The 22,656-nt window shown below is 60.8% G+C and carries 21 protein-coding genes and 2 pseudogenes; 13 read left to right on the top strand and 10 right to left on the bottom strand.

All coding sequences use genetic code 11. The features are described 5' to 3' along the window. Positions 1–31 precede the first annotated feature (31 nt). The gene (gene ctaE, locus F1563_RS03695) at positions 32–727 is read right to left on the bottom strand and encodes an aa3-type cytochrome oxidase subunit III (RefSeq protein WP_007433646.1); all 696 of its coding nucleotides are present in this window, start codon (positions 725–727) and stop codon (positions 32–34) included. Positions 728–976: 249 nt separating this feature from the next. Here ctaE and F1563_RS03690 point away from each other — a divergent pair, with 249 nt between their 5' ends. Together F1563_RS03690 and trpD are read left to right on the top strand one after the other, a co-directional pair. Next, a complete protein-coding gene (locus tag F1563_RS03690; protein WP_002527697.1) occupies positions 977–1,426 on the top strand; it encodes a response regulator transcription factor in 450 nt (149 codons plus the stop codon). Between the two features lie 58 nt (positions 1,427–1,484). After that, positions 1,485–2,535, top strand: a pseudogene (gene trpD / locus F1563_RS03685) (anthranilate phosphoribosyltransferase). Here the strand turns inward: trpD and F1563_RS03680 are convergent. The 3 genes from F1563_RS03680 to F1563_RS03670 form a co-directional block, all read right to left on the bottom strand. After that, a complete protein-coding gene (locus tag F1563_RS03680) occupies positions 2,522–3,232 on the bottom strand; it encodes an A24 family peptidase (RefSeq protein ID WP_002527694.1) in 711 nt (236 codons plus the stop codon). The pseudogene trpD and the gene F1563_RS03680 sit on opposite strands and share 14 nt — an antisense overlap. A gap of 9 nt (positions 3,233–3,241) precedes the next feature. After that, positions 3,242–3,721: a hypothetical protein gene (locus F1563_RS03675; RefSeq protein WP_002527693.1), complete on the bottom strand. Its 480-nt coding sequence runs from the start codon at positions 3,719–3,721 to the stop codon at positions 3,242–3,244. A gap of 294 nt (positions 3,722–4,015) precedes the next feature. Next, the gene (locus tag F1563_RS03670; RefSeq protein WP_002527692.1) at positions 4,016–5,155 is read right to left on the bottom strand and encodes a sunset domain-containing protein; all 1,140 of its coding nucleotides are present in this window, start codon (positions 5,153–5,155) and stop codon (positions 4,016–4,018) included. A gap of 184 nt (positions 5,156–5,339) precedes the next feature. Here F1563_RS03670 and F1563_RS03665 point away from each other — a divergent pair, with 184 nt between their 5' ends. Both F1563_RS03665 and F1563_RS03660 read left to right on the top strand, forming a co-directional pair. Beyond that, the gene (locus F1563_RS03665; protein ID WP_002527691.1) at positions 5,340–5,852 is read left to right on the top strand and encodes a peptidylprolyl isomerase; all 513 of its coding nucleotides are present in this window, start codon (positions 5,340–5,342) and stop codon (positions 5,850–5,852) included. A gap of 170 nt (positions 5,853–6,022) precedes the next feature. After that, positions 6,023–6,601 carry a rhomboid family intramembrane serine protease gene (locus tag F1563_RS03660; RefSeq protein ID WP_002527690.1) on the top strand — a complete coding sequence of 193 codons (579 nt, stop codon included), beginning with the start codon at positions 6,023–6,025 and terminating at the stop codon, positions 6,599–6,601. On the opposite strand, the gene F1563_RS03655 is transcribed toward F1563_RS03660, so the two are convergent. Next, the gene (locus F1563_RS03655; RefSeq protein WP_172623563.1) at positions 6,521–8,284 is read right to left on the bottom strand and encodes a DEDD exonuclease domain-containing protein; all 1,764 of its coding nucleotides are present in this window, start codon (positions 8,282–8,284) and stop codon (positions 6,521–6,523) included. The genes F1563_RS03660 and F1563_RS03655 overlap by 81 nt on opposite strands. Positions 8,285–8,569: 285 nt before the next feature. Here F1563_RS03655 and F1563_RS03645 point away from each other — a divergent pair, with 285 nt between their 5' ends. Both F1563_RS03645 and F1563_RS03640 read left to right on the top strand, forming a co-directional pair. Next, positions 8,570–9,712 carry a C40 family peptidase gene (locus tag F1563_RS03645; protein WP_002527688.1) on the top strand — a complete coding sequence of 381 codons (1,143 nt, stop codon included), beginning with the start codon at positions 8,570–8,572 and terminating at the stop codon, positions 9,710–9,712. A 6-nt stretch (positions 9,713–9,718) separates the two neighbouring features. Next, a complete protein-coding gene (locus F1563_RS03640; RefSeq protein ID WP_002527687.1) occupies positions 9,719–10,789 on the top strand; it encodes an ROK family glucokinase in 1,071 nt (356 codons plus the stop codon). Between the two features lie 3 nt (positions 10,790–10,792). Here F1563_RS03640 and F1563_RS03635 read toward each other — a convergent pair whose 3' ends face one another. Further along, positions 10,793–11,200 (bottom strand): hypothetical protein, encoded by a 408-nt coding sequence (locus tag F1563_RS03635; protein WP_002527686.1) that lies wholly within the window; start codon positions 11,198–11,200, stop codon positions 10,793–10,795. Positions 11,201–11,260: 60 nt separating this feature from the next. Between F1563_RS03635 and F1563_RS03630 the strand changes: the two genes are divergently transcribed. The 4 genes and pseudogenes from F1563_RS03630 to F1563_RS03610 all read left to right on the top strand — a co-directional run bounded on the left by F1563_RS03630 (position 11,261) and on the right by F1563_RS03610 (position 14,981). Beyond that, positions 11,261–12,016: a lysophospholipid acyltransferase family protein gene (locus F1563_RS03630; protein WP_007433648.1), complete on the top strand. Its 756-nt coding sequence runs from the start codon at positions 11,261–11,263 to the stop codon at positions 12,014–12,016. A gap of 151 nt (positions 12,017–12,167) precedes the next feature. After that, a pseudogene (locus tag F1563_RS13480) lies at positions 12,168–12,741 on the top strand (1-acyl-sn-glycerol-3-phosphate acyltransferase). A 91-nt stretch (positions 12,742–12,832) separates the two neighbouring features. After that, a complete protein-coding gene (locus tag F1563_RS03615) occupies positions 12,833–14,227 on the top strand; it encodes a class II 3-deoxy-7-phosphoheptulonate synthase (protein ID WP_002546530.1) in 1,395 nt (464 codons plus the stop codon). A 106-nt stretch (positions 14,228–14,333) separates the two neighbouring features. Beyond that, positions 14,334–14,981, top strand: a complete 648-nt coding sequence (locus F1563_RS03610) for an MBL fold metallo-hydrolase (RefSeq protein ID WP_036958330.1) — start codon at positions 14,334–14,336, stop codon at positions 14,979–14,981. A gap of 14 nt (positions 14,982–14,995) precedes the next feature. Here the strand turns inward: F1563_RS03610 and F1563_RS03605 are convergent, their stop codons facing one another. Beyond that, positions 14,996–15,952, bottom strand: a complete 957-nt coding sequence (locus F1563_RS03605) for a DMT family transporter (protein WP_007433651.1) — start codon at positions 15,950–15,952, stop codon at positions 14,996–14,998. 49 nt (positions 15,953–16,001) lie between these two features. Beyond that, positions 16,002–17,420, bottom strand: coding sequence for a protein kinase domain-containing protein (locus F1563_RS03600; RefSeq protein ID WP_002533769.1), 1,419 nt, complete (start codon positions 17,418–17,420; stop codon positions 16,002–16,004). A gap of 119 nt (positions 17,421–17,539) precedes the next feature. On the opposite strand from F1563_RS03600, the gene F1563_RS03595 reads away from it, so the two are divergent. Continuing rightward, a complete protein-coding gene (locus tag F1563_RS03595) occupies positions 17,540–17,983 on the top strand; it encodes a guanyl-specific ribonuclease (protein WP_308478873.1) in 444 nt (147 codons plus the stop codon). Next, positions 17,980–18,378, top strand: coding sequence for a barstar family protein (locus tag F1563_RS03590; protein ID WP_002527677.1), 399 nt, complete (start codon positions 17,980–17,982; stop codon positions 18,376–18,378). The genes F1563_RS03595 and F1563_RS03590 overlap by 4 nt, the downstream gene beginning before the upstream one ends. Before the next feature lie 30 nt (positions 18,379–18,408). Here F1563_RS03590 and F1563_RS03585 read toward each other — a convergent pair whose 3' ends face one another. Further along, positions 18,409–19,506, bottom strand: coding sequence for a polyprenyl synthetase family protein (locus F1563_RS03585; RefSeq protein ID WP_002527676.1), 1,098 nt, complete (start codon positions 19,504–19,506; stop codon positions 18,409–18,411). A gap of 92 nt (positions 19,507–19,598) precedes the next feature. On the opposite strand from F1563_RS03585, the gene F1563_RS03580 reads away from it, so the two are divergent. After that, the gene (locus F1563_RS03580) at positions 19,599–20,537 is read left to right on the top strand and encodes a methylenetetrahydrofolate reductase (protein WP_040695183.1); all 939 of its coding nucleotides are present in this window, start codon (positions 19,599–19,601) and stop codon (positions 20,535–20,537) included. On the opposite strand, the gene F1563_RS03575 is transcribed toward F1563_RS03580, so the two are convergent. Further along, positions 20,434–22,656: a HelD family protein gene (locus F1563_RS03575; protein WP_007433655.1), complete on the bottom strand. Its 2,223-nt coding sequence runs from the start codon at positions 22,654–22,656 to the stop codon at positions 20,434–20,436. The two genes, F1563_RS03580 and F1563_RS03575, sit on opposite strands and share 104 nt — an antisense overlap.

Genomic DNA, 22,656 nt, shown 5'->3' with positions numbered 1-22,656 from the left:
CACCGCAGTCACCTTTCTCGGAGCAGGGTCGTCAGCGCACGATGTAGATCACCGAGAACAGGATGATCCACACCACGTCAACAAAGTGCCAGTAGTAGGAAACAACCATTGCCGTGACTGCTTGCTCGTGCGTGAACCGCCGAGCCATGTAGGTGCGGGCAAGTGTGAACAAGAACAGAACCAGGCCGCCAGTGACGTGCAAGCCGTGAAAACCGGTAGCAAGGAAGAAGGCTGAGAAGTAGACACTCGAGGAGATAGTGTGGCCTTCATCGATGAGGGTGATGTACTCCGCGATCTGCCCAGCGATGAACACTGCGCCCATAATGAAGGTCAGGGTGTACCACTCGCGCATGCCCCATGAGGTGACCGCTGCAAGACCTTTGCTGCGCCTGACTTGGCCATGCTCGGCGGCGTGAACGCCCATCTGGCAGGTGACTGAGGACAGTACCAGGATCAGGGTGTTGATGGCGGCGGCCCCTACTGCAAGGTGAGAGGACTCGCTCTGCCAAAGGGTTTGCTGGCCCGTGGCGGCCATGTCGCTTGTCGTCTGGCGAATCATGAAGTACGCGGCGAAGAGCGCGGCGAAGAACATGAGCTCACTCGCCAGCCACACCCAGACGCCCATGGGCAGGGCATCGGGACGACCTGCCGGCGCGTTAAGGCGCGTCGGCGCGATCGGATGGATGGCGCCCGTCGGTCGTTGTGAGGCCTGCGCTGAAGTGGCCACGGCCTCATTATGGCCGGAAATGTGTCACTTGGTCATGCTGTTTCGTCGTTCCAGCTCGATTCGGGGTTGGCTCGAAGAGTCCAGATGGCAAGCGCAGCGACTTATCCGCCGCGTGATACTGCGTGTCTCTAGACAGGAAGGTCCTAGGTGCGCGGGGGCAGTCCTCAAGCTGTGTAATATCTGCCGTGTTGCATCCGGTCGTGACCGAGATGTCAGTCAGTCCTACGCCGTCGAGGGAAAGGGCCGCTCATGGGCGACAAGCATGGGGAGCCGTCGGGTGCTCTCAGGATTCTCGTCTATTCTGATGATCACACTGTTCGCGAACAGGTGAAAGTCGCTTTGGCCGGGATGATTGCCCCGGACCTTCCACGTGCCGAGGTCGTTGAGACAGCCACTCAGGCCTCGGTGGTTGACGCCATGAGTAGTGGCCACTGTGACGTTCTGATCGCTGACGGCGAATCTGCCCCTTACGGCGGGATGGGTGTGTGTCATCAGCTCAAAGATGAGGTTGAGAATTGCCCGCCCGTTGTCTTGTTGGTAGCCCGCATCGCCGATGCCTGGTTAGCGTCCTGGTCTCATGCTGACGCCATTGCTACCCATCCTGTCGATCCGGTCGCCTTACTTCAGACAGTAGTTTCAGTGATTCGTGGCGTTCGTGGCGATGCTGCTGAGCAGCGTGAACCTGCCGGGCACCACTGAGCACTTTGAGACCCAAGCTGCTGCTGAACAAACAAACTGTGTAGCCCGAAGGAGTTCCATGCCCGAGGACCGCATCGACGAATTCACCTGGGCTGACCTACTAGCCGTCTCGTGGTCAGGCGCGACATGGATCGCGCTACCGCTCGTGCAGCCATGGAACGGGTCCTGTCGGGGCAATTGACTCCAGTCCAGGTTGCTGGACTTGCGGTGGCACTTCGGGCTAAGGGAGGGACGGCCGATGAGATCACCGGCATGGCTGAGGGCATGATCTCCCAGCCCACTCCGGTGGAGTTGGACCGGGACACGGTCGACATCGTCGGTACTGGTGGCGATCGAGTCAACACTGTCAACGTCTCCACGATGGCGGCTCTCGTTGCTGCGGGTGCTGGAGCGAAGGTCGTTAAACACGGTAACCGAGCTGCTAGCTCAGCCTGTGGTGCCGCCGACTGCTTGGAGGCCCTCGGCGTAGGGGTCGATATTGATCCGAAGCGTCATGCCGCGGTCCTCGAAGAAATTGGCCTGGCGTTCCTGTTTGCACCCTGGTACCACGCATCTCTGCGCTATGCGGCTCCCGCTCGCAAGGAATTGGGCATTCAAACTACCTCCAATCTTCTTGGCCCGTTGACCAACCCAGCTCGTCCCTATGCCGCAGCGATTGGGATTGCTGATGGTGTCATGGCCCCTCTCGTTGCGGACGCTTTGGCAGCACGAGGCACGCGCGGCCTCGTCTTCCATGGCGAAAATGGTCTGGACGAGTTGACTACGACGATGACTCCCAGGTATGGGTTATTGCACACGGCGCTGTCATCGAGACCGAGGTTGATCCGGCCGCGTTCGGGCTTGCCGCAGCCGCGCCAGCCGACCTTGTCGGAGGGGATCCCACGTTCAACGCTGGTGTGGTGCGCACGATGCTGGCGGGGGAGCATGGCCCGGTGCGTGACATCGTGCTGCTTAACGCCGCTGCAGCCCTGTTGGCATATGACGGCCCGCAGGTCGATGATGACGTCGTTCCACAGCTCGCCCAAAGGTTGGAGCGTGCCGCTCAATCGATTGATTCCGGCGCCGCACAGAACCGTCTCGACCGCTGGATTGCTGCTACTCGAGGCTGATCACTAACGCCATCCAGGGGCCCGCCCACAGGGCTGGCCCATAGGCGAATGCTGATCCCCATGGCGAGGGACGATGTTTGCGAACGAGGGTGACGGCGATGGCCACGACGGCTCTCAGGATGGTAGCGGAGAGCAGAGTCGTCATCCCAGCACGGATGAAATCCGGGTGTGGGATGGATGCGGCTGTCGTCGCTCCCAGAAAACCGGTACCTGATGCAAGCTTGACATCGCCGTATCCGAGGGATGAACTGAGCCGCCACATGAGCCAGAAAAACGCTGTTGAGGCTGCCGCGATCAGAACACACGCAACGAGCGAGCGTGCCTGTGGTGGCTGCGTCAGGACAATTCCGGCCAGGAGGGCTAATCCAGCCTCGGCGACGCAGCGACGCCATAACCTCAGTGGTAAGAAAGTCGTCGCATGGTCGACGACTACCAGAGTGGTCACCGATCCCGACCAGATCCACCATACGCCCCACGTCCAGGGTGGCGTGAGAGTCGACGCGGCCCCACATACGACTGCCGTCACGGCGACGACGACAGTTCGCAGTGGAGTGGCGAGGGAGTCGTATCTGGGCTTGATTGCCAGCACCTCGTCTCCCACTTCTTCGATAGTTGGCTCGACGAGATGAGGGACCGTCACGTGCAGATGCCACAGCGCCAGGCCGCAGGCCACGGTGGAGCCGAGGATGATCCACATGGGTGTCGCTCACATAGATGTGAGGGATTCTGCGGTGGCGAACAGACCGCGAGCTTGACAAGCGGCCCGTCCGCGTAGCCGCGTCATCTCAGTGCACAGCTGTGCCTCGCCGCTTATGAGATCCGCGGCGTGGGACATCGTCACGTCCAGCATGGTGGCGATTTCAGCAATGTCACAGCCGGCCTTCTGAAGGGCGAGGAGTCGGGTGCGCGTACTTCCTGCTGGCACGATACGTTCGCGTGCCGCGTCGATGTCGTCGGTACTGATGCGCAGGATGCGCATGGCGTCGATAACGCGGATGCGGTGAATTGGGCGATCCCCCTGGCCAGCGAGTCTCTGGACGATACGACTAGGGACATGCGCGAGCAGGGCGATGACACGCCACGGAACGCGGCATTCATGGACAAGGGAACGGACATGGAGGGAAAAGAAACGGGCGTCGACCCATGCAGTCGACGTTTTCGAAGACTCGAGATCCATAGCGATCATGTGACAGGCCTTTCTGTCGGTGGTTTATGCCCGCATGAAGTGGACAGAACACTCTTCTAACCGGAATAAGTGCTATCACAGACGCATATCGTGACATCAGCAATGCGTTGTTATAGAACTGTTACGCACTGTGTCACTTGAAGTGATTCGTATCACAGTTAGCGCTGGGGAATGTTCGGGTCGTTTCGGTATCCGAATGTTGTTGCTCCGCCTCCTTCAACGCGCGCTGGCGTTGAAAACGACGGGGCTCACCACCACGGTGGTGAGCCCCGTCAAAAGGGGGTGACGCGACGCTCAGCGTTGGGCCTTGGTGAACCCGACGGCCTGAGCAGCCTCTTCGGTGGCGAACCACACATCGGCAATGGTGCGGTCGTAGCCACCCGAGCCCGGGACGTGGTATTTCATCGAGCGGTCATTGCCCTTAATGACGTAGCCCTCGGGCGGATTGTCTCCGACGTATGACGTGGCCTTAGTGCCCTCGTCCTTGGTGCCCTCCTGGGGAGCCTTGACGGTGCCATCCTTTGACGTGGTCTCGGAGCGAGCACCCTCGTCAACAAACGTAGTGGTCTCGGCGGTGGTTTCCGGGGCAGCAGCGGCCGGGCCGCCTTCATCGGCCATAGTGGCGACCGGGTCAGCCGGGACCGACTTGTCTTCCGTTGCCGGCTCGGGCTTATTTACCGGTTTGGCAACGGGCTTCGAAGCGTGAGTGGTCTCGGACTTGGGGGCTGGCGTCTCCTGGGGCTTCTCGTCAGCTTCCGGGGCGGGTTTGTCGGCCTTGTCCTTATCACCCGGGGTCCACGAGTAGGTGACCTTGGGCTCGCGGGCGGTCCAACCGTCGTCGGAAGAGCTGAGGAAGCGGCGGGCAGCCACAACTGCCGTGGCGGAAATGCCGCCGAGGACGGCGAGAGTCCCTAACACCTTGCCGAACTTGCCGCGACGCTTGGCCTTCTTGACCGACTTCGTCTCGACGCCGGCTTTGGCGGCCAGCTCGGTCGACTCGCCCTTGAGAGCGGAGAAGGCGGCCTGCCCACGACGAGTGGCTTCCTCAACGGCCGGATGAGAGACGACTTTCCCAGCGTGCTCTTCAAGGCCAGGCAGGACATCGTTCTGGAAGGTGTCATAGGCCTGATGAAGGGCCGGAACGACCTTCTCCTGAGTGTACCCCTTCGAGGCATCGAGGGCCTTCTTGCCAGCTTCGACAGCCTGATCGGAGAGGGGACCGAGCTTCTCGGAGAGCGGGCCGATTTTGTCTGAGATCTGATCAGTCAGGGGACCAATCTTGTTATTGACATGCGCGGCCAACGGAGCAGCCTTGTCCTGGGCGGCGGCGAGGTATGCGGCGGCGGTCTCCAGCGCCTGGGCACGCTGCTCCTTGAGCGTGCTGGGGCTGCTTGCGGCGGCGGTCTTGCGGGAAGCTTTCTTCTTGCAGGACACGGTTCCTCCAATTCATATGGGATATGGCTCGTGATCGAGCACCTCCCACGGTATCGACCAAATGGCCCACAAACCAGAGTTTCGAGGCACCCAAGGATAGCTAGCGGAGTAATTTCGATTGATTTGACGCAAGAGCCAGTACCCTAGAGGAGATCCGTATCGTTTCTCACAGGAAGGCAGGCAGGTGGCCTCTACCGCGACTCTGCGCACCAACCACGGCGACATCGTCCTTAACCTCTTTGTTGATCAGGCTCCCAAGACCGTCGACAATTTCGTCGGTTTAGCCGGCGGGACGAAAGAGTACGTCGACCCGCACACCGGTCAGCCGACCACTGGCAAGTTCTACGACGGCTTGACCTTCCACCGCGTCATCGACGGTTTCATGATTCAGGGTGGATGCCCGCTTGGTACCGGCACCGGCGGTCCCGGGTACCAGTTTGCCGACGAGTTCCACCCGGAGCTCACGTTCTCGAAGCCCTACCTGCTAGCGATGGCGAATGCTGGTCCGAGTACTAACGGTTCCCAGTTCTTCATCACTGTGGCCCCGACCCCGCACCTCAACCGTCGTCACACCATCTTCGGTGAAGTTGCCGACGAGGAGTCCCGAAAGGTCGTCGACGAGATCGCTCAGGTCCGCACTGGCCGAATGGATCGCCCGGTCGAGCCGGTCGTCATTGAGAGTGTCGAGCTGGCCTGAGGACCAGTCTGGTAGGAAAACATCCGCCCCGAGGTGGCCGCACCTCGGGGCATTTCTAATATCCTGATGTCCCCGAACGACGGCAGTATAGCCAGAGGAGATTCATGCCTGATCGCTGGAGTGAACACCCCGTCCGTCCGGCTCCTGTGAGGTGTCCGGCGTCGGTGGCCATGGCCGTCGCCACCTTGCTTATCGCGATCGCTGCGCAATTGGCGCCGCTGACGTCGCTGCTGGCGTCGGGAGCTGCCGAGGTTTTTGACTTCCAGGTTTGGCGGCCACTCGTTTTCTCTCTGACGACCTCCTCAATTATCAGTGCGGTCCTATCCGGTCTGTTCCTCGTTCTCATCGGGCATCAAACTGAGCCCATGATCGGCTCAGTGCAGTTTGCAGTCCTGTACCTGCTGTGTGGTGTGGGTGGATCGACGGCCATCAGCCTAGCTGGGGTGCCATACTCCTTCGAAGGGTCGATGTGCGGTCTGTTTGGGTTGATGGCCGCAGCGACCGTCGTCAAGTATGTTCAAAAGCAGGACATTCGCGCCGATATCGTGTTGCTAACGATGTTCATCATCTGGGCGATCGTCGTCGGTTCCAATACGTGGATTGCTGACATTGGTGCGGTCGTTGTGGGAGCTGTTTCTGGCTGGGCATGGTTGCAGACCCGGTGGTCATCACACCGGCGCCAGTTGGCTGCGAGTCTGGCGATCCTGGCCGTCTGTCTTGTCGCTCTCGTTGTGACCTGGGTGATGTAAGGCGGCTACTCGGGCAGCGAGGTCATAGGTGCCCATCCAGCAGTGGGCGGGCCAGGACCATTCTCCGATGATGTCAACCAGACGCACCCCGGGTTCTTCAAACCAGGACGCCACCAGCTCGGCTTCTTCAATGGTGCAGGCTGGTAGTCCGGATGGCGGAGGGCAGACGGATTCCGCGGTGGCACATACTGCGCCAATAACGGGCATCGGATCAGTGCCTAGACGGCACCGTCCAGCTCCCGCTAGACGGCCATGACGAATGACGTGGATTTCCCAGAACGCGCCGTCTCGCCGCGCTGCGACGATCTGGGGGCAGGACGCTAGGGAGACCAGCCGGGAACGACGTCGGGTGGCGCGCAGTACTTCTTTAGCGTCATTAGTGAACTCTGCGGCCTCTTCAAAACGCTCTGCGGTGGACAATTGTGCGATGCGTTTGGCGAGCAGATCAGTGAGGTCGCGAACATCACCTGTCATGGCGAGACGAACGCGGTCGACGATGGTCGAGTAGTCGACGTCAGGGTCCAGGCATGGGGCTGAACAACGGCCCATTTCCGCTAGCGGACAGCCATCTGGATGCCGTAACAAAGCTCCACTGCACTGGCGCAGGCCAAAAGCTTCGGCCACGACGATTGCCGCGCGGGTCGCTGCCCGACGGCTGGTGAAAGGACCCCACAGCGGTTGGGAACCACGGTCGGCTCGCCGCACGACGGAGGGTCTCGGATGAGCCTCAGAAGTGAGAGTGACCCACCATACCAATCCTTGTCGACGAGACCGACGGTTGTAGCGTGGCTGGTGAGCGTCAATGAGGCGTAGTTCCCGCACTCCCGCTTCTAGCCGGGTTGAGCACTCGCGAGCTTTGACGCCGGTCGCTATTCGCACCATCTCGTCCATGCGACGTCGCGTCTCTGATGTGGTGAAGTATTGGGATACCCGGCGTCGGATATTGACCGATTTGCCCACATAAAGAACCTCCGGCTGTGCCGGTGCAGGTTTATCCAGGCAAAACCAATAGACTCCGGGACCCTCTGGAAGGTCCTTAGCCCACACCCGTCGGCGACGCCGAGCTTGGGACACCCGGTGGGTCATCTCCAAGAGGTCTTCAAGGGTCGTCACACCGAAACTTCCGACTCTCTCGATGAGTCCGTGGAGAACGTCGACGGTGGCCCTCGCGTCGGCAAGGGCGCGGTGAGAAGACATCGTCGTAGTGCGGAATAGCTGAGACAGGGTACTCAGTTTGTAATTTCGGACTTCTCCTCGGGAGAGCACTGACCGGGCTAACGCGAGGGTGTCGACGAGGGTTGGGTCTCCCCAAGGGTAATTATGCTGGGCATAGGCCCGTTTAAGGAAACCAATATCGAAACGAGCGTTGTGCGCTACGAGCACCGTGCTGCGACTGAACTCTGACCAGCTGGGCAGTACAGCGCTTAGCGGTGGGGCTGGGCGCACCATAGCATCTGTGATACCGGTGAGGACTTGCACAGAAGCTGGGATAGGCCCGGTTGGGCAGACGAGGGTTTGAAATTCACCTTCGACGCGGCCTCCACGTACCTTCACGGCCCCGATCTCGGTGATCTGGGCACCCTCGCCGGTACCGGTAGTTTCCAGGTCGACGACGCAGAACGTGACCTCGCACAAGGGAGTGCCCAGGTCGTCGAAAGACGGTTGAAGGAGCGCGGCACTCATGGTCAGCACGGTAAACAGACGTGACGACAACATCGCCGCGAATAAATGTGGAACACAGAGAACAGCCTAGTCAGCGCCGTGCTGTGTGCGGATATGGATAGCGAGTGAGCGTCATGATGAGCGGTTTTCTGCAACCAGTTGCCCCACTCCTGAGGACCACATAAGATTCTCTCAGTCGGTAAAGATGATCCTAGTCCGACGGCCAAATCACAGCTGGACGGATGACTCGACTCGCACCGCGTGATGACGCGACGGGGACGGTCAGGTGATGGTGAAGGGTAGACAGTGGAGCACAAGTATGGAGCTTCTCAGGTGAGCGGACGTAGCGTCGCACTTGCTGCTATCACAGGGGTAATTCTCCTCGGTACGGTGGCATCGGTTGACCCTGGGGCTCAGGCGGCTCCTGATCCTATTGACCAGGCGAAGGCTCGCTTGGCTCAACTCGATGAGCAGACCGCTAAAGTGCAAGAGGACTACACCGCGGCCCAGGCTGCCCTCGACAAGGCTCAGAAGGATTTTGATCGTTCTCAAAAGGACCTCAAGGCTCAGTCAGAGAAGATTGCCACCATGCGCAAGGCTCTCGGTCGCGTCGCGCTGAGTGACTACCAGAGCGGGGGCGGTGTCTCAACGACGACGCAGCTTGTGACCAGTGGAGACTCCGGGCAGTTCCTGTCCAAGTTGGCGACTGTCCAGAACGTCACCGAGCGCACTACTTCGCAATTCCAGGATTTCCAGGCGGAACAGGCCAGCCTGAAATCCATGAAATCCCAGGCCGAGACGGATCGCGCGACCATCCAGGCTCAGCGTGACCACCAGGCCAAACTGCTGGTCGACGCCAAGAAGAAGGAGCAGGAGGCTAAGCAGGTTGTTGACCGTCTGTCCGCCCAGCAGCGCGCTGAACTCGAGCGTCGGCAAGCTGCCGAGGCTCGGGCTGCCGCTACAAGTGCGGTATCCCGATCTGGCGGACGCTCCACTAGCCAGCAGAGTGTCACCCAGGCACAGCCGTCCGGACCCTCCCCCCAGCCTCCCCAGGCCGGTAGCCAAGCGCCGATTCCTAGCCCCTCCCAGGGGGTGTCTTCACGCGCGCAGAGCGCCCTCAGCTTCGCGCTGGCTCAAGTTGGTAAGCCCTACGTCTGGGGCGGCACCGGCCCGATCGGTTACGATTGCTCTGGCCTTATGATGACTGCTTGGGGTAAAGCTGGGGTTAGCCTTCCCCGCACCGCCGCTGCTCAGCATGCGGCCGGCACCCCTGTATCGGTCTCCGACCTTCAGCCGGGTGACTTGGTCTTCTTCTACCCGGGCATTACCCATGTTGGCATGTACATCGGTGGTGGCAGGTATGTTCACGCTTCCAACCCGCGTACGGGTATCAAAGTCTCCGTCCTGACGCAAAGTACCTCGTTTCAGGGTGCGCGTCGTTTCGGCTGATCTCCCTTGCTTAGTGTTGGTATAGACATTGGCGGCACGAAGGTCGCCGCCGGCGTCGTAGATGAAAGTGGCCAGATTGTTCGGCGGATTCAGCGCTTGACGCCCTCGCGCAGCCCTGAGGCTGTTGAGAACGCCATCGTCGAGTCGGTTCGTGAGCTAGCTCATAACCTCCCCATCTGTGCCGTAGGCATCGGGGCCGCTGGTTGGATAGACACCGAGCAGGCCCTCGTGCGGTTTTCCCCGCATCTGGCATGGCGCAATGAGCCACTGCGCGATCGTCTCTCTGAGCGCATCACCGTGCCTGTACTCGTCGATAATGACGCCAATGCGGCCGCGTGGGCTGAGTTCCGGTTCGGAGCCGGACAAGGGTCGCGGGTCATGGTATGCCTTACGTTGGGCACCGGCATCGGTGGTGCGCTAGTTATCAATGGGCGGATGTTCCGCGGCCGATACGGCATGGCCGGCGAATTCGGACATATGACGGTGGTTCCCGACGGCCACTGGTGCCCGTGTGGCAACCGTGGTTGCTGGGAGCAATACGCTTCCGGAAACTCCCTTGTGAGGGACGCTCGGGCACTGCTTGCCGAGGGAGCTCCCGGCGCTCAAGGCTTATTGGCGTATATCGCCGATCGTGATCCCGATAACCTCGTTGGTCCTGACGTCACTCGCGCAGCAGTTGATGGCGATCGCCTTGCCATTGAGCTCATCGCAGACATTGGCATCTGGCTCGGCCGCGGAATGGCGAACCTGGCAGCCGCCTTAGACCCAGATCTCTTTGTCATTGGCGGGGGAGTGAGCGCAGCCGGAGACCTCTTGCTTGAACCTGCGCGTACTGTATATGCCCGCACGCTGACGGGCCGTGGGTTCCGCCCGATGGCCGATATTCAGAAGGCACATTTTGGTAATGATGCTGGGCTTATTGGTGCCGCGGATCTGGCTCGTCACTCCATCAACGAGCCTCCGGGCATGGCTCGCGGATTCTGGCCACGTCGTCGTACCGCTGTCCGTAAGCAACGCCGTACTCTGCGTCAGAGCCTGAGTGAAACTCTCGCCAGCCCAGTCGTTCGGGAGAAGTGACTCCTATAAGCGTGAGTGGTTTCCCCAAGGGCCCTCATCATCGCGATCTCGCCGAGTGGCGGTCCGCCAGACGAGCAAGCTCACCCCTGCTCCTCCGGACGTGATGGCCAGTATCAACATGGTCTGGGGCACATTGACTCCGCCCATGGACAGCAGGACGGCAACGATGCATATCGCTACCAGAACTAGTCCCACCTTCGTCGCGGGACTAGGCGGTGTCGCCGGTTCGATAGGCATCGGCTCATCTACTTCGTCGGCGTCACGGGGTGGTTCCTCGGGAACATGAGCCGGTGCCCGCCGAGCCGGTGGGTCATGGGGGCGAGGGCGTCCTGGGGCGGTGACGACCTCCCTAAATTCGCGAGCGATGAGCGCTTCGAAGGCGGCATCGACATCGTTGCCGTCATGTTCCATCATCCCTCCACCCGTCAGGGAGCCCAAGGTGCCGCTAGGCTTAGTCGCCGAGGAGGCCCTATGTGGTACGAGTTCTTCAAGTATGCGCTCTTCGGACCAGGAGTGCGAGCCTTGTGGCACCCCCGCGTCATCGGTGAGGAGAACATTCCCACCGAAGGAGGGGCGATCCTGGCAGGTAACCACATTGCGGCCCTCGATCCCATCATCGTGGCGTCCATGATTGACAGAAAGCTCACCTATCCGGCGAAGAAAGAGCTCTTTGCTGGGGACCGAGGCTTTTGGTCGAAGGTCGTCGCGTGGTTTTTGCGCGCAGTCGATCAGGTACCGCTGGACCGTTCCGGTGGCCGAACCAGCGTCAATGCCATGGGTCCAGTAGAACGTCGACTCGCCGAGGGAGACCTCGTCGGAATTTTTCCGGAGGGCACCCGCTCGCCAGATGGCCGCCTTTACAAGGGGAAGACCGGTGTCGCTCGGATGGCCCTAGGGTCTGGAGCCCCTGTGGTCCCAGTCGGAATCAGCGGCACGACAGTGAGGCGCAAGGTGCTAGGAATCCCGCTGCTCGACCATCCGACCCTCGTTTTCGGCAAGCCGATGCACTTTGACATCCTGGCAGATCGTGCTGAGGAAACGGCCGTCCTACGGTGGGTTACCGACGAGGTCATGGGCGCTATCAGCGATCTCACCGGGCAAAAATACGTCGATGTCTACGGTTTCCGGGCTAAGCATGGCAACCTCAAAGACAAAGACGTCTCGAAATTTGTGAAACCGAGACCCGGCGGCAACCCCATACCACCGCCTCGCGTGACGAAGGCCTAATGTCATGAATGTGTTGCGTCGCTCCCATGGTGAGGTGACGGGTCAGCCTCTGCCTGCTCAACCGACCATCGTCGCTGTCCATCTGCATCGGCGCGGAGATCTTGCTACAGCTGAACACTGCCTATCAGGACTCGCCAGCAAGGTGTTCGTCATGTCCGGTCGTCGGAGGAAGAGAACCCAGGCCCACTCTGAAGCTTTACACCACTTATCTCAAGGCGCTGTCGTTCTCATGGCCCCAGAAGGGGTATGCAGTTGGGCTAGTCAGATTCATCGTCTTGACGTCGAGGTGGCACGGCTGGCCCTCGATGCTCAGACCTTCGTCGTTCCAGCCCAGGTCGTTGAGGGGGCAGCTCCACCTGGGAGCCCCGGTCGATATATCGCGTCACGCATCGACACTCCACTCTCACGCTATCCTGCGAGCCGCTGCTGACGATGTGGCCCTTGCCTTGTGCGAGCTTACGGGCCTGTCGTACCGGGATTATCCAGCGGTGCGAGGAGATCGACAGCTTCACCCGATCATGTGGCTGTTACGCATGGGAAAGCTGCGTCGCGAGCGCAAAATGCGTCGTCAGGATGCCGAGGAGCGATCGCGAGAAGAGAGCGCCCAAGACGCCGAAGAGCTGGCCCGGGAGGAGGAGCGTGCCCGTAATGCCGCTCAGCTCCAAGCTCGGCAAGCGTCCCTGGCTGATCGGCTTGCTGAGCGCGGTATTCACCCAAGCAGGTGACTACCTAGGGGAGGTTTCCCGGGGTAGATTAATCCCGTCAGGGGATGGAACGGGCCTGCTGAAAGTCGCGACGCGAAGTAGACTCCCGGCCATGTCCCAGAGCGTTCCCAGTCTTGAGGTTCTCAACGCCCTGCCACGGATTCAACAGCCGTCGTACCCCGATCCTCAGGTGACTGCCGAGGTCATCAGTCAGCTACGTACGTTGCCTCCGCTGGTCTTTGCCGGGGAGTGCGATGATCTTCGTGCTCATCTTGCAGCAGTGGCTAACCGCGAGGCTTTCTTGCTGCAGGGCGGGGATTGTGCCGAGACTTTCGCAGGAGTCAACGCGGCCAACATTAAAGGCAAGCTGCGAGTGTTGCTGTCAATGGCCGTCGTTATGACTTACGCAGGCCAGCTTCCGGTGGTCAAGGTGGGTCGCATTGCTGGCCAGTACGCTAAGCCGAGATCTAAGGACACTGAGACTCGGCGCGGCCTCACTCTGCCCAGCTACCGAGGTGACGCAGTCAATGGATTCGAGTTCACTGCGGAGGCTCGGGAGCACGATCCTAAGCGTTTGGTCGGGGTGTACAACGCTTCGGCAGCTACTCTCAACTTGGTGCGAGCCTTTGCTACCGGCGGTTTTGCAGATCTTCGCGGTATCCACGCATGGAACGCTGACTTTGTGCGCAATTCCAACGTGGAGGTTCGTTACGAAGCACTGGCCTCGGAAATCGAACGGGCACTGGTGTTCATGATGGCTTGTGGAGTCGAAGACGATCAGCTCTCTACTGTTGACTTCTACGCTAGCCATGAAGCCCTCCTTCTTGACTACGAGCATGCTATGACGCGGATCGACTCGCGCTCCCAGCTGCCCTACGACTGTTCCGGTCATCTGCTGTGGATTGGTGAGAGGACCCGTCAGATTAATGGCGCCCACATGGAGTTCTTACGTCACGTGCGCAATCCGCTGGGGGTCAAGATCGGCCCGACGACAACCGGGGAGGAAGCCGTCGCTATTGCTGATGTCCTGGATCCCGATCACGAGCCTGGACGCTTGACCTTCATTACCCGGATGGGAAGCAAAGCCGTGCGTTCCAACCTGCCGAGAGTCATTGAGGCGGTGGAGGCCACTGGACGCAAGGTGGTATGGAGCTGTGACCCCATGCATGGCAACACCTTCGAAGCGGAAAACGGCTACAAGACCCGGTCGTTTGCTGACATATGCGGCGAGGTCAACGGGTTCTTCGACGTCCATGAGGAATTGGGTACCTGGCCTGGTGGTGTGCATATCGAGTTGACCGGGGATGACGTCACGGAGTGTTTGGGCGGCATCGACCAGCTAGCTGAGGCCGACTTGACACACCGCTACGAAACCGCCTGTGACCCGCGCCTGAACCGGAATCAGTCCTTGGAGTTGGCCTTCATAATCGCGGAGAGGTTGGCTGACGGACGCATCAAGCGCAATGCTGTCAGCCCGCTAGCGAGGTTCCGAGGCATTGACCTGTGATCGATCCGGAATGCGTCCCCAATGCCTTTGTCGGCGAGAGATGAGTTCGGTCACGGATGTGGCCAAACTGGTTGCCGTCATTCAATGTCGGCGGAAGACTGAAGGTATGAGAATTACGCATCTGGGACACTCCTGCATCCTCGTTGAAGCGGCCGGGCAGCGAGTTCTCGTTGACCCCGGTAACCTCAGCCAGTCCTGGCACGGACTGACTGATTTAGACGCCATCCTGGTCACCCATCGCCATCCTGATCACGTCGACCCTGAGCACATCGGTGCCTTGGTGGATGCGAACTCGGGTGCGGTGGTGCGCGCGGAAGAGGGGGCGTGCCGTGAGATTCCGGCCCTCGACGCCGACGTCATTGCCCCGGGCGATGTGTTGCAGATCGGTGAGGTGAGAATTGAGGCAGTGGGAGGTCACCATGCCGTCATTCACCGAGATCTGGAACCCATTGGCAATGTCGGATACCTCATCGGGGAGGGGCTTGGGACGATCCTGTACCACCCTGGTGACGAACTAGATGAGACCCCGCGCGGTGTTGATGTGCTGGCTTGCCCGGCTCACGCCCCGTGGGCTGCAATGAACGAAACTGTCGACTTCGCGAGGTCGGTGGGGGCCCGCCACGGTTTTCTCATCCATGAGGGGCTGCTTAACGAGAGAGGCTGGCAACTGTCCTTTGACCGGCATCAGGAGATGGTACCGACCACCTTCCATGATTTGCGTGGCGGCCAGCCGTGGAAGGTGCCGCAGGACTGACCCAGTACCGAGGATCAGGGCATGCGGTCCATGCCGAACTGCGGAGTCCAGGCCGGATCGACCTGGACTACCGGGGGTTCGCTGTGGTGCTGCGGTGCGCCGCGGCGACGACGAGGTGGGCGGATGACTAAAGCCATAGCGGCTAAGATTGCGAGACCGCCGATAGTGATGCGCCCGGTGAGAGCCTCACCACCGAGACCAATAGCGAAGATGGCGCCCCACAGCGGCTCAGTACACATGATGACAGCGGCGCGGGTTGATTCTACCCGGGCCTGGCCCCAGCTCTGTATGAAGGTCGTAAAGGTGCCACAGATAATGGCCAAGTAGGCCAGGGCAAGCCAATCCTCCATGTGGGCGGGGACACTCAGACCGCCGGGCAGGGCTGCAATGGTGCAGACGATGGCGACGGTGATGGTCTGGTATAGCCCGAGGGATGCGACGTTGGACGGGTTGGCGAAGCGTCCAGTAGCGACGATGTGGCCGGCGTAGGCCACAGCGGAGGCCAGGGTCAGGAGCTGACCGATACCGAATCCGCTACTGAGGGTAGAGGGATCCAGGGCCAGCACGCCCATACCGACAGTCGCCAGTGCCACAGCTCCCCAGACGGCGTTGGAGACTTTCTTGCGGAAGATCACAGCAGCCAACAGCGGGGTGAAGACCACGTATAGGCTGGTGATGAACCCGTTCATGGCGGCTTGAGTGGTCCCTAGTCCAATGGCTTGAAGTAGCTGACCGGCGGCGAAGAGCACGCCAAGGATGACTCCCTTGACCATGGTGCGCATATTGGTGCGCCAGGCCTTTGGGAAGAGGATTCCGAATGCGGCGGCTGCCATGGCGAAACGGCTTGCCAGCAAGTTCTCGGGGCTCATGTGGGCATAAACACCCTTCATGACGACGAGAGTCGATCCCCACAGAGCAGCCATGAGAAGAAGAGCGGGCACAGCAAGACGCGACGAACGAAAACCAACCACGAGTCACATGATACGCGGGAGGATCTTCGCCCTGCAACCTGGATTGGCGTCAAATATTTTGCGAGACGGTGTGAATGCGGGATGATCCCTTGTGACCGACTGTCCGTTCGACTGAATTTGTACTGTGCAGCTCGCTCGCAGAGTACCGGGAAGAGGTGAAATGGAACACGAGGTAAGCGCACAATACTGCCACCAGCACAATGAAGACAGCGGCGATGACGCCACGGCGACGGCGATGAACGGCGTCTTGAGCCAGCCTAGAACGGGATGCTGTTCGGGCACCAGGCCGGTCCACAGGCCGTGGATGCGGCCGAGAGTAGTCGGCAGGTCGTGTCGGTGTGTGCTGCGGATGGCGGTCCATCGGAGATAGTGGAGGATCCGGGCTTGAGACCGGAGTACGTGGCGACGCCGGAGTACCCGTGCGAGACCACGGTGGGACTGACGCAGTGCCAGGTCGTACTGGCTCGCTTCGTCGGCGGGTGGATCGGTCTGTTGACCCCCCGGGCGCATGGGCTACCGGATTGGCGATGACAGCATTCGGTTGAGGCGCTCTATTCTGGAGGGCGGCGAGGGCCGGGTCGTCCGTGCGGCCGGTGGCCAGTGCGTGACGGACACGACGAAGGAGATCGAGCAGAGCCCTCCCATTCGCCGGGCGTTTCCTGGGATCGCGGGAGGTGCAGGCACGCACCAAACCGTCCAGATATCCCGGAACGAGCCATGCGATATCGCGTTCAGCTCGGGTACCATTGACTAGGTACTGCGAGGGTGCTGGAACATCTTTATTGACGTGGGCCCACGCCACCTGAATAGGGGAATCGCCAGTATGCGGTTTGTGTCCCGTGAGCATCTCAAAAAGCACAATGCCGGCTGAATAAATGTCCGAGCGCTCATCGGAGCTACCGCGCGTTACCCGCTCGGGCGGAATATAGGACACCGTACCAATGAGCTGCCCAGATGTTGCTGACATCGTGTGATTGCTAACGGCCCGTGCCAGGCCAAAATCAGCCACCTTGATCTGGCCACGATCAGAGATGAGAACGTTTTCGGGTTTGACGTCACGGTGAACCAGACCGTCCTCGTGGGCGCTGGCAAGGGCAGAGACAACTGGTTCAAGGAGGTCCAAGGCGCGCACCGGGGTGAGTGGCGCCTCCTGAGTGATGATGTGACGCAGGGTGCACCCTGGCACGTACTCCATGACGATGAAGGGACGATCCCCGTCCATGCCTTGGTCGAAAACTGATACCACATGGGGGTTGATGAGCCGTGCCGCGGCCTTCGCCTCGGAATCGAATCGCTCAGCGAGTTCTGCGTCGAGCCCCTCGTGCATCACCTTGATCGCGACGATGCGAGGAAGACACAGATCTTGGGCCCGATAGACGGTCGCCATCCCGCCACGAGCGATCTTGGAGGCGATCTCGTAGCGACCCTCGAGGATATGACCCACTAAGGGGTCAGTGCTCACGGTCATGCTCACGATTACGCCTTACGCACAGTCGGGGAAGAAAGGGGTGCGACCCACTTCGAAGTGTATGCGTAGTCCTTCGGAAGGCATCGGAAGATGAGCCGGCGAGTCCTTAGGCTGAACCTATGACTGTTCCAGCCTGGCGTCGTTCCCACCGGTGGTCCGTCTGGATCGTAGGCTTGCTATCAGCCGTAGTCATGGGGTGTTCAGCGGCGAATACCCCAGCCTTGGCGAGCTCGAAAGAGCCCACAGCGCCCGTGACTGTCGCGGTCATCACACAGCCATCTGATGGCTTGTCGACCATCCAGGAAAACGAGATGCCTCCCCAGGCTCGCCAGATCCTCCAACTCATCGACGCCAGTGGGCCTTTCCCGTTTAGCCGAGACGGCATTGTCTACCACGACAATAGTGGCGCGCTTCCTCACCATAATGACGCCTGGTACCACGAGTACACCGTCGCCGGTTCTGGAATCCCGGGTCGAGGGCCGCGTCGCATCGTGTGCGGTTCAGATTCCACCTGTTTCTGGACACCGGACCACTACCCAACGTTTAAGAGGATCATCCGATGACAACAGACACCCAATTAAGTTCCGATCCCGAAGCCGCTGGCCCCATCGGATCGGGGATCCTCCTTGTTGATCCGGCGCACAGTTCTGACCCCGTCAAGGTAGCAACGGCGTGGCGTGAGGCAGGGTGGCGCGTCTTCCACATGAGCGGAGGGGCCGAATTGGAGTCCGTTCTTGCCGGTTTTGGGCGCGCCCTGTCATTCCCTAGCTGGTACGGGCGTAACCTTAACGCACTGCGTGACTGCCTAGCCGACCTCGAAGGAGACACGGCAGTGTTATGGACCGGCTGGCAGCCCTTCCAGCGCGACAATCCCCAGGATTGGGGTAGGCTGATTGAAATCATTGGTCAGTGTCTTGACGATGATGGGTTTAACGGTTTCGCTCTCCTCCTGGTGTGATACTCAGGCCGTAGGGCAGCAACGGGGGTATCAGAAATCACGTTCTACGCATTGGTGAGCCAACTCTCGCAGGGCGACTCGACCGGCGTCGGTCATCTCGGCGTCGTCGAGGGCTGCGACGGCGCGATCGTGGCATTGTTCGATTGTTGACTCGACAGCATCTCGGGCTCCACTCGTCTCGATGATACGACGGGCGATGGCGACATCGTCGTCGTCGAGGTCGGGGCGGCCCAGCAACGACTTCAGGCGGGCAGCGTCGCCGGAGTCGGCCTGATTGAGCGCATGGGCGACGAGTACGGTTCGCTTACCTTCCCTCAGGTCGTCGCCGGCGGGCTTGCCAGTCAGTTCGGCGTCGCCGAAGACGCCGAGAAGATCGTCGCGGTATTGGAAGGCCCGCCCGATGGGGGAGCCGAAGTCAGCCATCGTTTGTTGGAGACGGGATGAGCCGCCAGCCAGGGCCACACCAATCTGAGACGGGCGAACGACTGTGTAAGAGGCGCACTTGTACTCCACGACTCGACCGACCAGGTCGAGAGCGGATTCCGAATCAGACCCCGCCATCCCTGATTGCGAGGTGACGTCGAGGACTTGGCCGCAGGTGACCTCGGTGCGCATGGCGTCAAACAGGGGGATGGCTGCCGCGAGTCTGTCAGCTTCTACCGGGGCGGAAGTAAACATTTGCGATGACCACATGAGAAGCAGGTCGCCGAGCAAGATCGCGACGTCGAATCCGAATTGCTCAGCGGATCCGTCTCCGTGGGCAGTGACATGGGCCGCCTCGAAGCGACGATGTGCTGAGGGAAGCCCACGTCGAGTGTTGGAGTGGTCTATGAGGTCGTCGTGGACCAAGGCGGATACGTGCAGAAACTCGAGGCTCCCGGCAGCCTGTAGCAGACCGCTGGGTGCAACGGGTTGGCCTGCTGCAGCCACATGACCCCAGTAACAGAAGGCAGGGCGCAGCCGCTTACCACCCCCGGTGTAATCGCGGGCGGCGTCGAGAACGGGGGACAGCTCGGTCCCGATCGCGTCGATGCCCCGCCGTTCGTTGTCGAGGAAGGAGGAGATCCTTGCGTTTATAGAGTCACGAAAGTCAGCGCTGACTGGTGAATACGGATCAAAGGGGCACATAGCGCCAGCATAGAGGCGTCTGGTAGCTGGAAACGAGTCCGCAGGCTGGACATGTGGCTCGCTTGCTGGGCGCGCCTCCTAGCCTCTCACATATGCAATCCCAGACGCCGACCATTGCCGACCTGTTGGCCTCGGGCGAGCGCCCCTTGCACTCTTTTGAGTTCATGCCACCACGCAGCGAGGACGACGTCTATCGGCTGTGGAGTGCCACTGATGCCCTTGTGCCGATGGCGCCAGACTTCATCTCAGTGACTTATGGAGCGAACGGGTCGCGACGCGACCGCACGTTGCGATGTACCCAACACATGGTGTCGACCGGTCTGCGTACCGTCGGTCATCTCACTTGCGTTGCCCAATCGGTGGCAGATTTGGAGCAGATGGTCGCTGACTATGCCGAGTCCGGGGTCGACCACGTCCTTGCTATTCGCGGTGACATGCCCGGTGGGGCGGGACTGCCATGGGTGCCCCATCCCGAGGGATTGCCTAACGCTACTGAGCTTGTCCGTCTCGTCAAGCGGATTCACCCTGAGGCATGTATCGGCGTGGGAGCGTTTCCTGATGGCCATCCGGAAGCTCGCGATATCGACCTGGACGCTCGCATCTTGGTCGATAAAGCCCAGGCCGGGGCCTCCTTCGCGATCACCCAATTGTTCTTTCTTCCCTCCCATTACCAGCGTCTCGTAGAGAGGGTGCGGGGCATGGGTTGTGACATCCCCATCACTCCGGGGATTATGCCAATCACGTCGTACGGACAGATTCGTCGGTTCTCGGAGCTGGCGGGTACGGACGTTCCCGCTGAGCTGGTGGCCCAGCTCGAAGAGGCCAAGGGCGACAAGGCTGCCGTCCGGCGCATCGGCCTGGCGGCAGCCGTCGATATGTGCTGTGAACTCCTTGACGCGGGCGCTCCCGGTCTCCATTACTACACCCTCAACAGGTCTCGTGCGACCACAGAGCTTCGGACCATGCTGGCGCAGCGGCGTCCCGAGCTGGCCGGTTTGCCTCGGGAATTTGAGGTGAGCTCTGCGGTCTAAGCCCGACTACCGCTAGCCGATGGGTCGGGCGAGTCAGAGCGACGTAGAGCACCCGAACGCCCCCGGAGGAATTGCCGGTCTCGGAGACGATGCCCTCGGGATCGACGACCACTGCACCATCGTACTCAAGACCCTTGGCCTGCATAGTCGTCACCGTGTTGATGCGCGGATCGTCGGCGAGCTCGCGCGCCTGCTCGACGAGGCCGGCCGGGCAGACCAACCCAATCGTCCCATCCACTGACTCGAGCATCTCGTCCAGCTGCGCGCGCACCTGTGCCCATAGGTCGTCGGTGCGGATGACGGTGGGACGGACACCGACCGAGCGCACCGCCTGTGGGAGGTCGGCGTTGGGCTGGACGGTGACGACCACATCGGCGGCGAGATCGAAGACCTCGGCCGGGGAACGGTAGTTCTTGGTTAAGGTGAAGGTGCGTGACGGGGAGTTACCGACCAGTTCGTCCAGAGCCGCCCTAGTCTGGTCGGGATGGGGAAAAGCGGACTGAGCGGGATCCCCGACGATCGTCCAGGAGGCCTGCCGGCCTCGACGTCCGATCATCCGCCACTGCATAGGGGAGATGTCCTGGGCCTCGTCAACGAGGACGTGAGCGAAGGTGTCGCGGGGCTCGTCCTCGTCGATCTGGCGCGAATCTCGAAGACGTTCGCCGAGGGTGACGAGCTCCTCGGCGTCACCTCCCTCAATAAAGACTGGGGCGTCGGTGTTGGGCTCGGGGGGAACTGGGCCGAGCAGAGCGGCCAGCTCGTCGAGCAAGGCCATATCGGCTATAGACCAGTCACGCCGTCCGTGTCGATCTACCTTGGTCGGGATAGAGCTGGCGAGGAGCTGACGAGTCTCCTCGTCCCAGTCGGGGGCCACCGCTCGGACGACCGCGGGATCGGCCAACCGGGCTAAGACGTCGGGGGCCGATAGGGTGGGCCACCAAGCGTTGAGGAGCATTCGCCAGGAAGCTTGCGAGGACACCAGCTCGTCGAAGTCGTCCCTGGTGAGGTCGTGGGCGGCGAGAACGTCGGCCGGAACCCTTGCCCACAGCTGGTCGCGCAACGAGACCTCGACGGCTTCCCGTCCGTCGTTGTAGCGGTTGCGCTTGAGGATGCGCTGGCGGGTTGCTGCGAGAGTGGGGGCATCGAGGAAAAGAACCTCACCTTTGACTGTCACTCGTAGCCGCATGGAATCGGGGTCCGCTGACATGGGCAGGTTGACCAGCCGGGTGAGGACGTCAACCATCTCGAGGCTGCCCTTGATATTGGCGGTACGCGGTTCATCAAGACGGTCAGAGGAGAAGCGCAGGATGTCAGATGGCACCTGGCCGACTGAGCGTAGTGTTACGGAGTCCTCGCCGAGGCTGGGTAGCACCCGCTCGATGTAGCTCATGAAGACCGACGACGGCCCGATGACGAGCACCCCGCCATTCTCCAGTCGAGTGCGATGAGAGTAGAGCAGGAATGCTGCGCGGTGTAGAGCGACGACCGTCTTACCGGTGCCGGGGCCGCCCGTAATCGTCGTTACGCCTTGGTAAGGGGCGCGAATAGCTTTATCCTGTTCGGCCTGGATCGTCGAGACGATTGAGTGCATGCGAGTGTCGCGGGCCCGAGAGAGAGCCGCCATGAGAGCTCCCTCACCGATGATCGGCAGATCCATTTGTGAGGTGGAATCCAACAGGTCATCCTCAATGCCGAGAACCTTGTCATCGCGGCAGCGTAAGACGCGGCGACGAACAACCCCCATGGGGTTGGACGGGGTGGCTCGGTAAAAGGGTTCGGCGGCGCGGGCACGCCAGTCAATGACGAGAGGCTCATAGTTGGCGTCCCGCACCCCGATGCGCCCGATATGGCGTATTTCGTCGTCAGCCAGATCGAGTCGACCAAAGACCAGACCCTCATGTTCAGCATCGAGGACCGCTAATCTCCTTGCCGCGTTATAGGAGAAGGCGTCGCGTTCAAACATCGCCGTGCCGTCCTCTTCACGAACCCAACTGGTGCGGTCCGAGCGGTACATGTCTTGGCCGGCCTTGGCTAGCATCCGGGCTTTGTTCTCGTCTATCTCCAATTGCGCGCGGACCCGGTCGACGTGGGCCTGCTCCTTGGCGATCTCAGATTCCAC

Origin of the sequence: Cutibacterium modestum (genome assembly GCF_008326345.1) — a bacterium.
Lineage (GTDB): Bacteria > Actinomycetota > Actinomycetes > Propionibacteriales > Propionibacteriaceae > Cutibacterium > Cutibacterium modestum.
The sequence above is the reverse complement of the archived record's forward strand: the minus strand, read 5'-3'. Positions and strand labels throughout refer to the sequence as shown.

Coding starts and splice junctions, on each gene's coding strand:
- F1563_RS03690 (WP_002527697.1), top strand. CDS start 977: ATGGGCGACAAGCATGGGGAGCCGTCGGGTGCTCTCAGGATTCTCGTC.
- F1563_RS03635 (WP_002527686.1), bottom strand. CDS start 11,200: ATGGAACATGACGGCAACGATGTCGATGCCGCCTTCGAAGCGCTCATC.
- F1563_RS03675 (WP_002527693.1), bottom strand. CDS start 3,721: ATGATCGCTATGGATCTCGAGTCTTCGAAAACGTCGACTGCATGGGTC.
- F1563_RS03580 (WP_040695183.1), top strand. CDS start 19,599: ATGCAATCCCAGACGCCGACCATTGCCGACCTGTTGGCCTCGGGCGAG.
- F1563_RS03630 (WP_007433648.1), top strand. CDS start 11,261: ATGTGGTACGAGTTCTTCAAGTATGCGCTCTTCGGACCAGGAGTGCGA.
- F1563_RS03595 (WP_308478873.1), top strand. CDS start 17,540: ATGACTGTTCCAGCCTGGCGTCGTTCCCACCGGTGGTCCGTCTGGATC.
- F1563_RS03610 (WP_036958330.1), top strand. CDS start 14,334: ATGAGAATTACGCATCTGGGACACTCCTGCATCCTCGTTGAAGCGGCC.
- F1563_RS03590 (WP_002527677.1), top strand. CDS start 17,980: ATGACAACAGACACCCAATTAAGTTCCGATCCCGAAGCCGCTGGCCCC.
- F1563_RS03660 (WP_002527690.1), top strand. CDS start 6,023: ATGGCCGTCGCCACCTTGCTTATCGCGATCGCTGCGCAATTGGCGCCG.
- F1563_RS03615 (WP_002546530.1), top strand. CDS start 12,833: ATGTCCCAGAGCGTTCCCAGTCTTGAGGTTCTCAACGCCCTGCCACGG.
- F1563_RS03585 (WP_002527676.1), bottom strand. CDS start 19,506: ATGTGCCCCTTTGATCCGTATTCACCAGTCAGCGCTGACTTTCGTGAC.
- F1563_RS03680 (WP_002527694.1), bottom strand. CDS start 3,232: ATGTGGATCATCCTCGGCTCCACCGTGGCCTGCGGCCTGGCGCTGTGG.
- F1563_RS03655 (WP_172623563.1), bottom strand. CDS start 8,284: ATGAGTGCCGCGCTCCTTCAACCGTCTTTCGACGACCTGGGCACTCCC.
- F1563_RS03600 (WP_002533769.1), bottom strand. CDS start 17,420: ATGACCGTGAGCACTGACCCCTTAGTGGGTCATATCCTCGAGGGTCGC.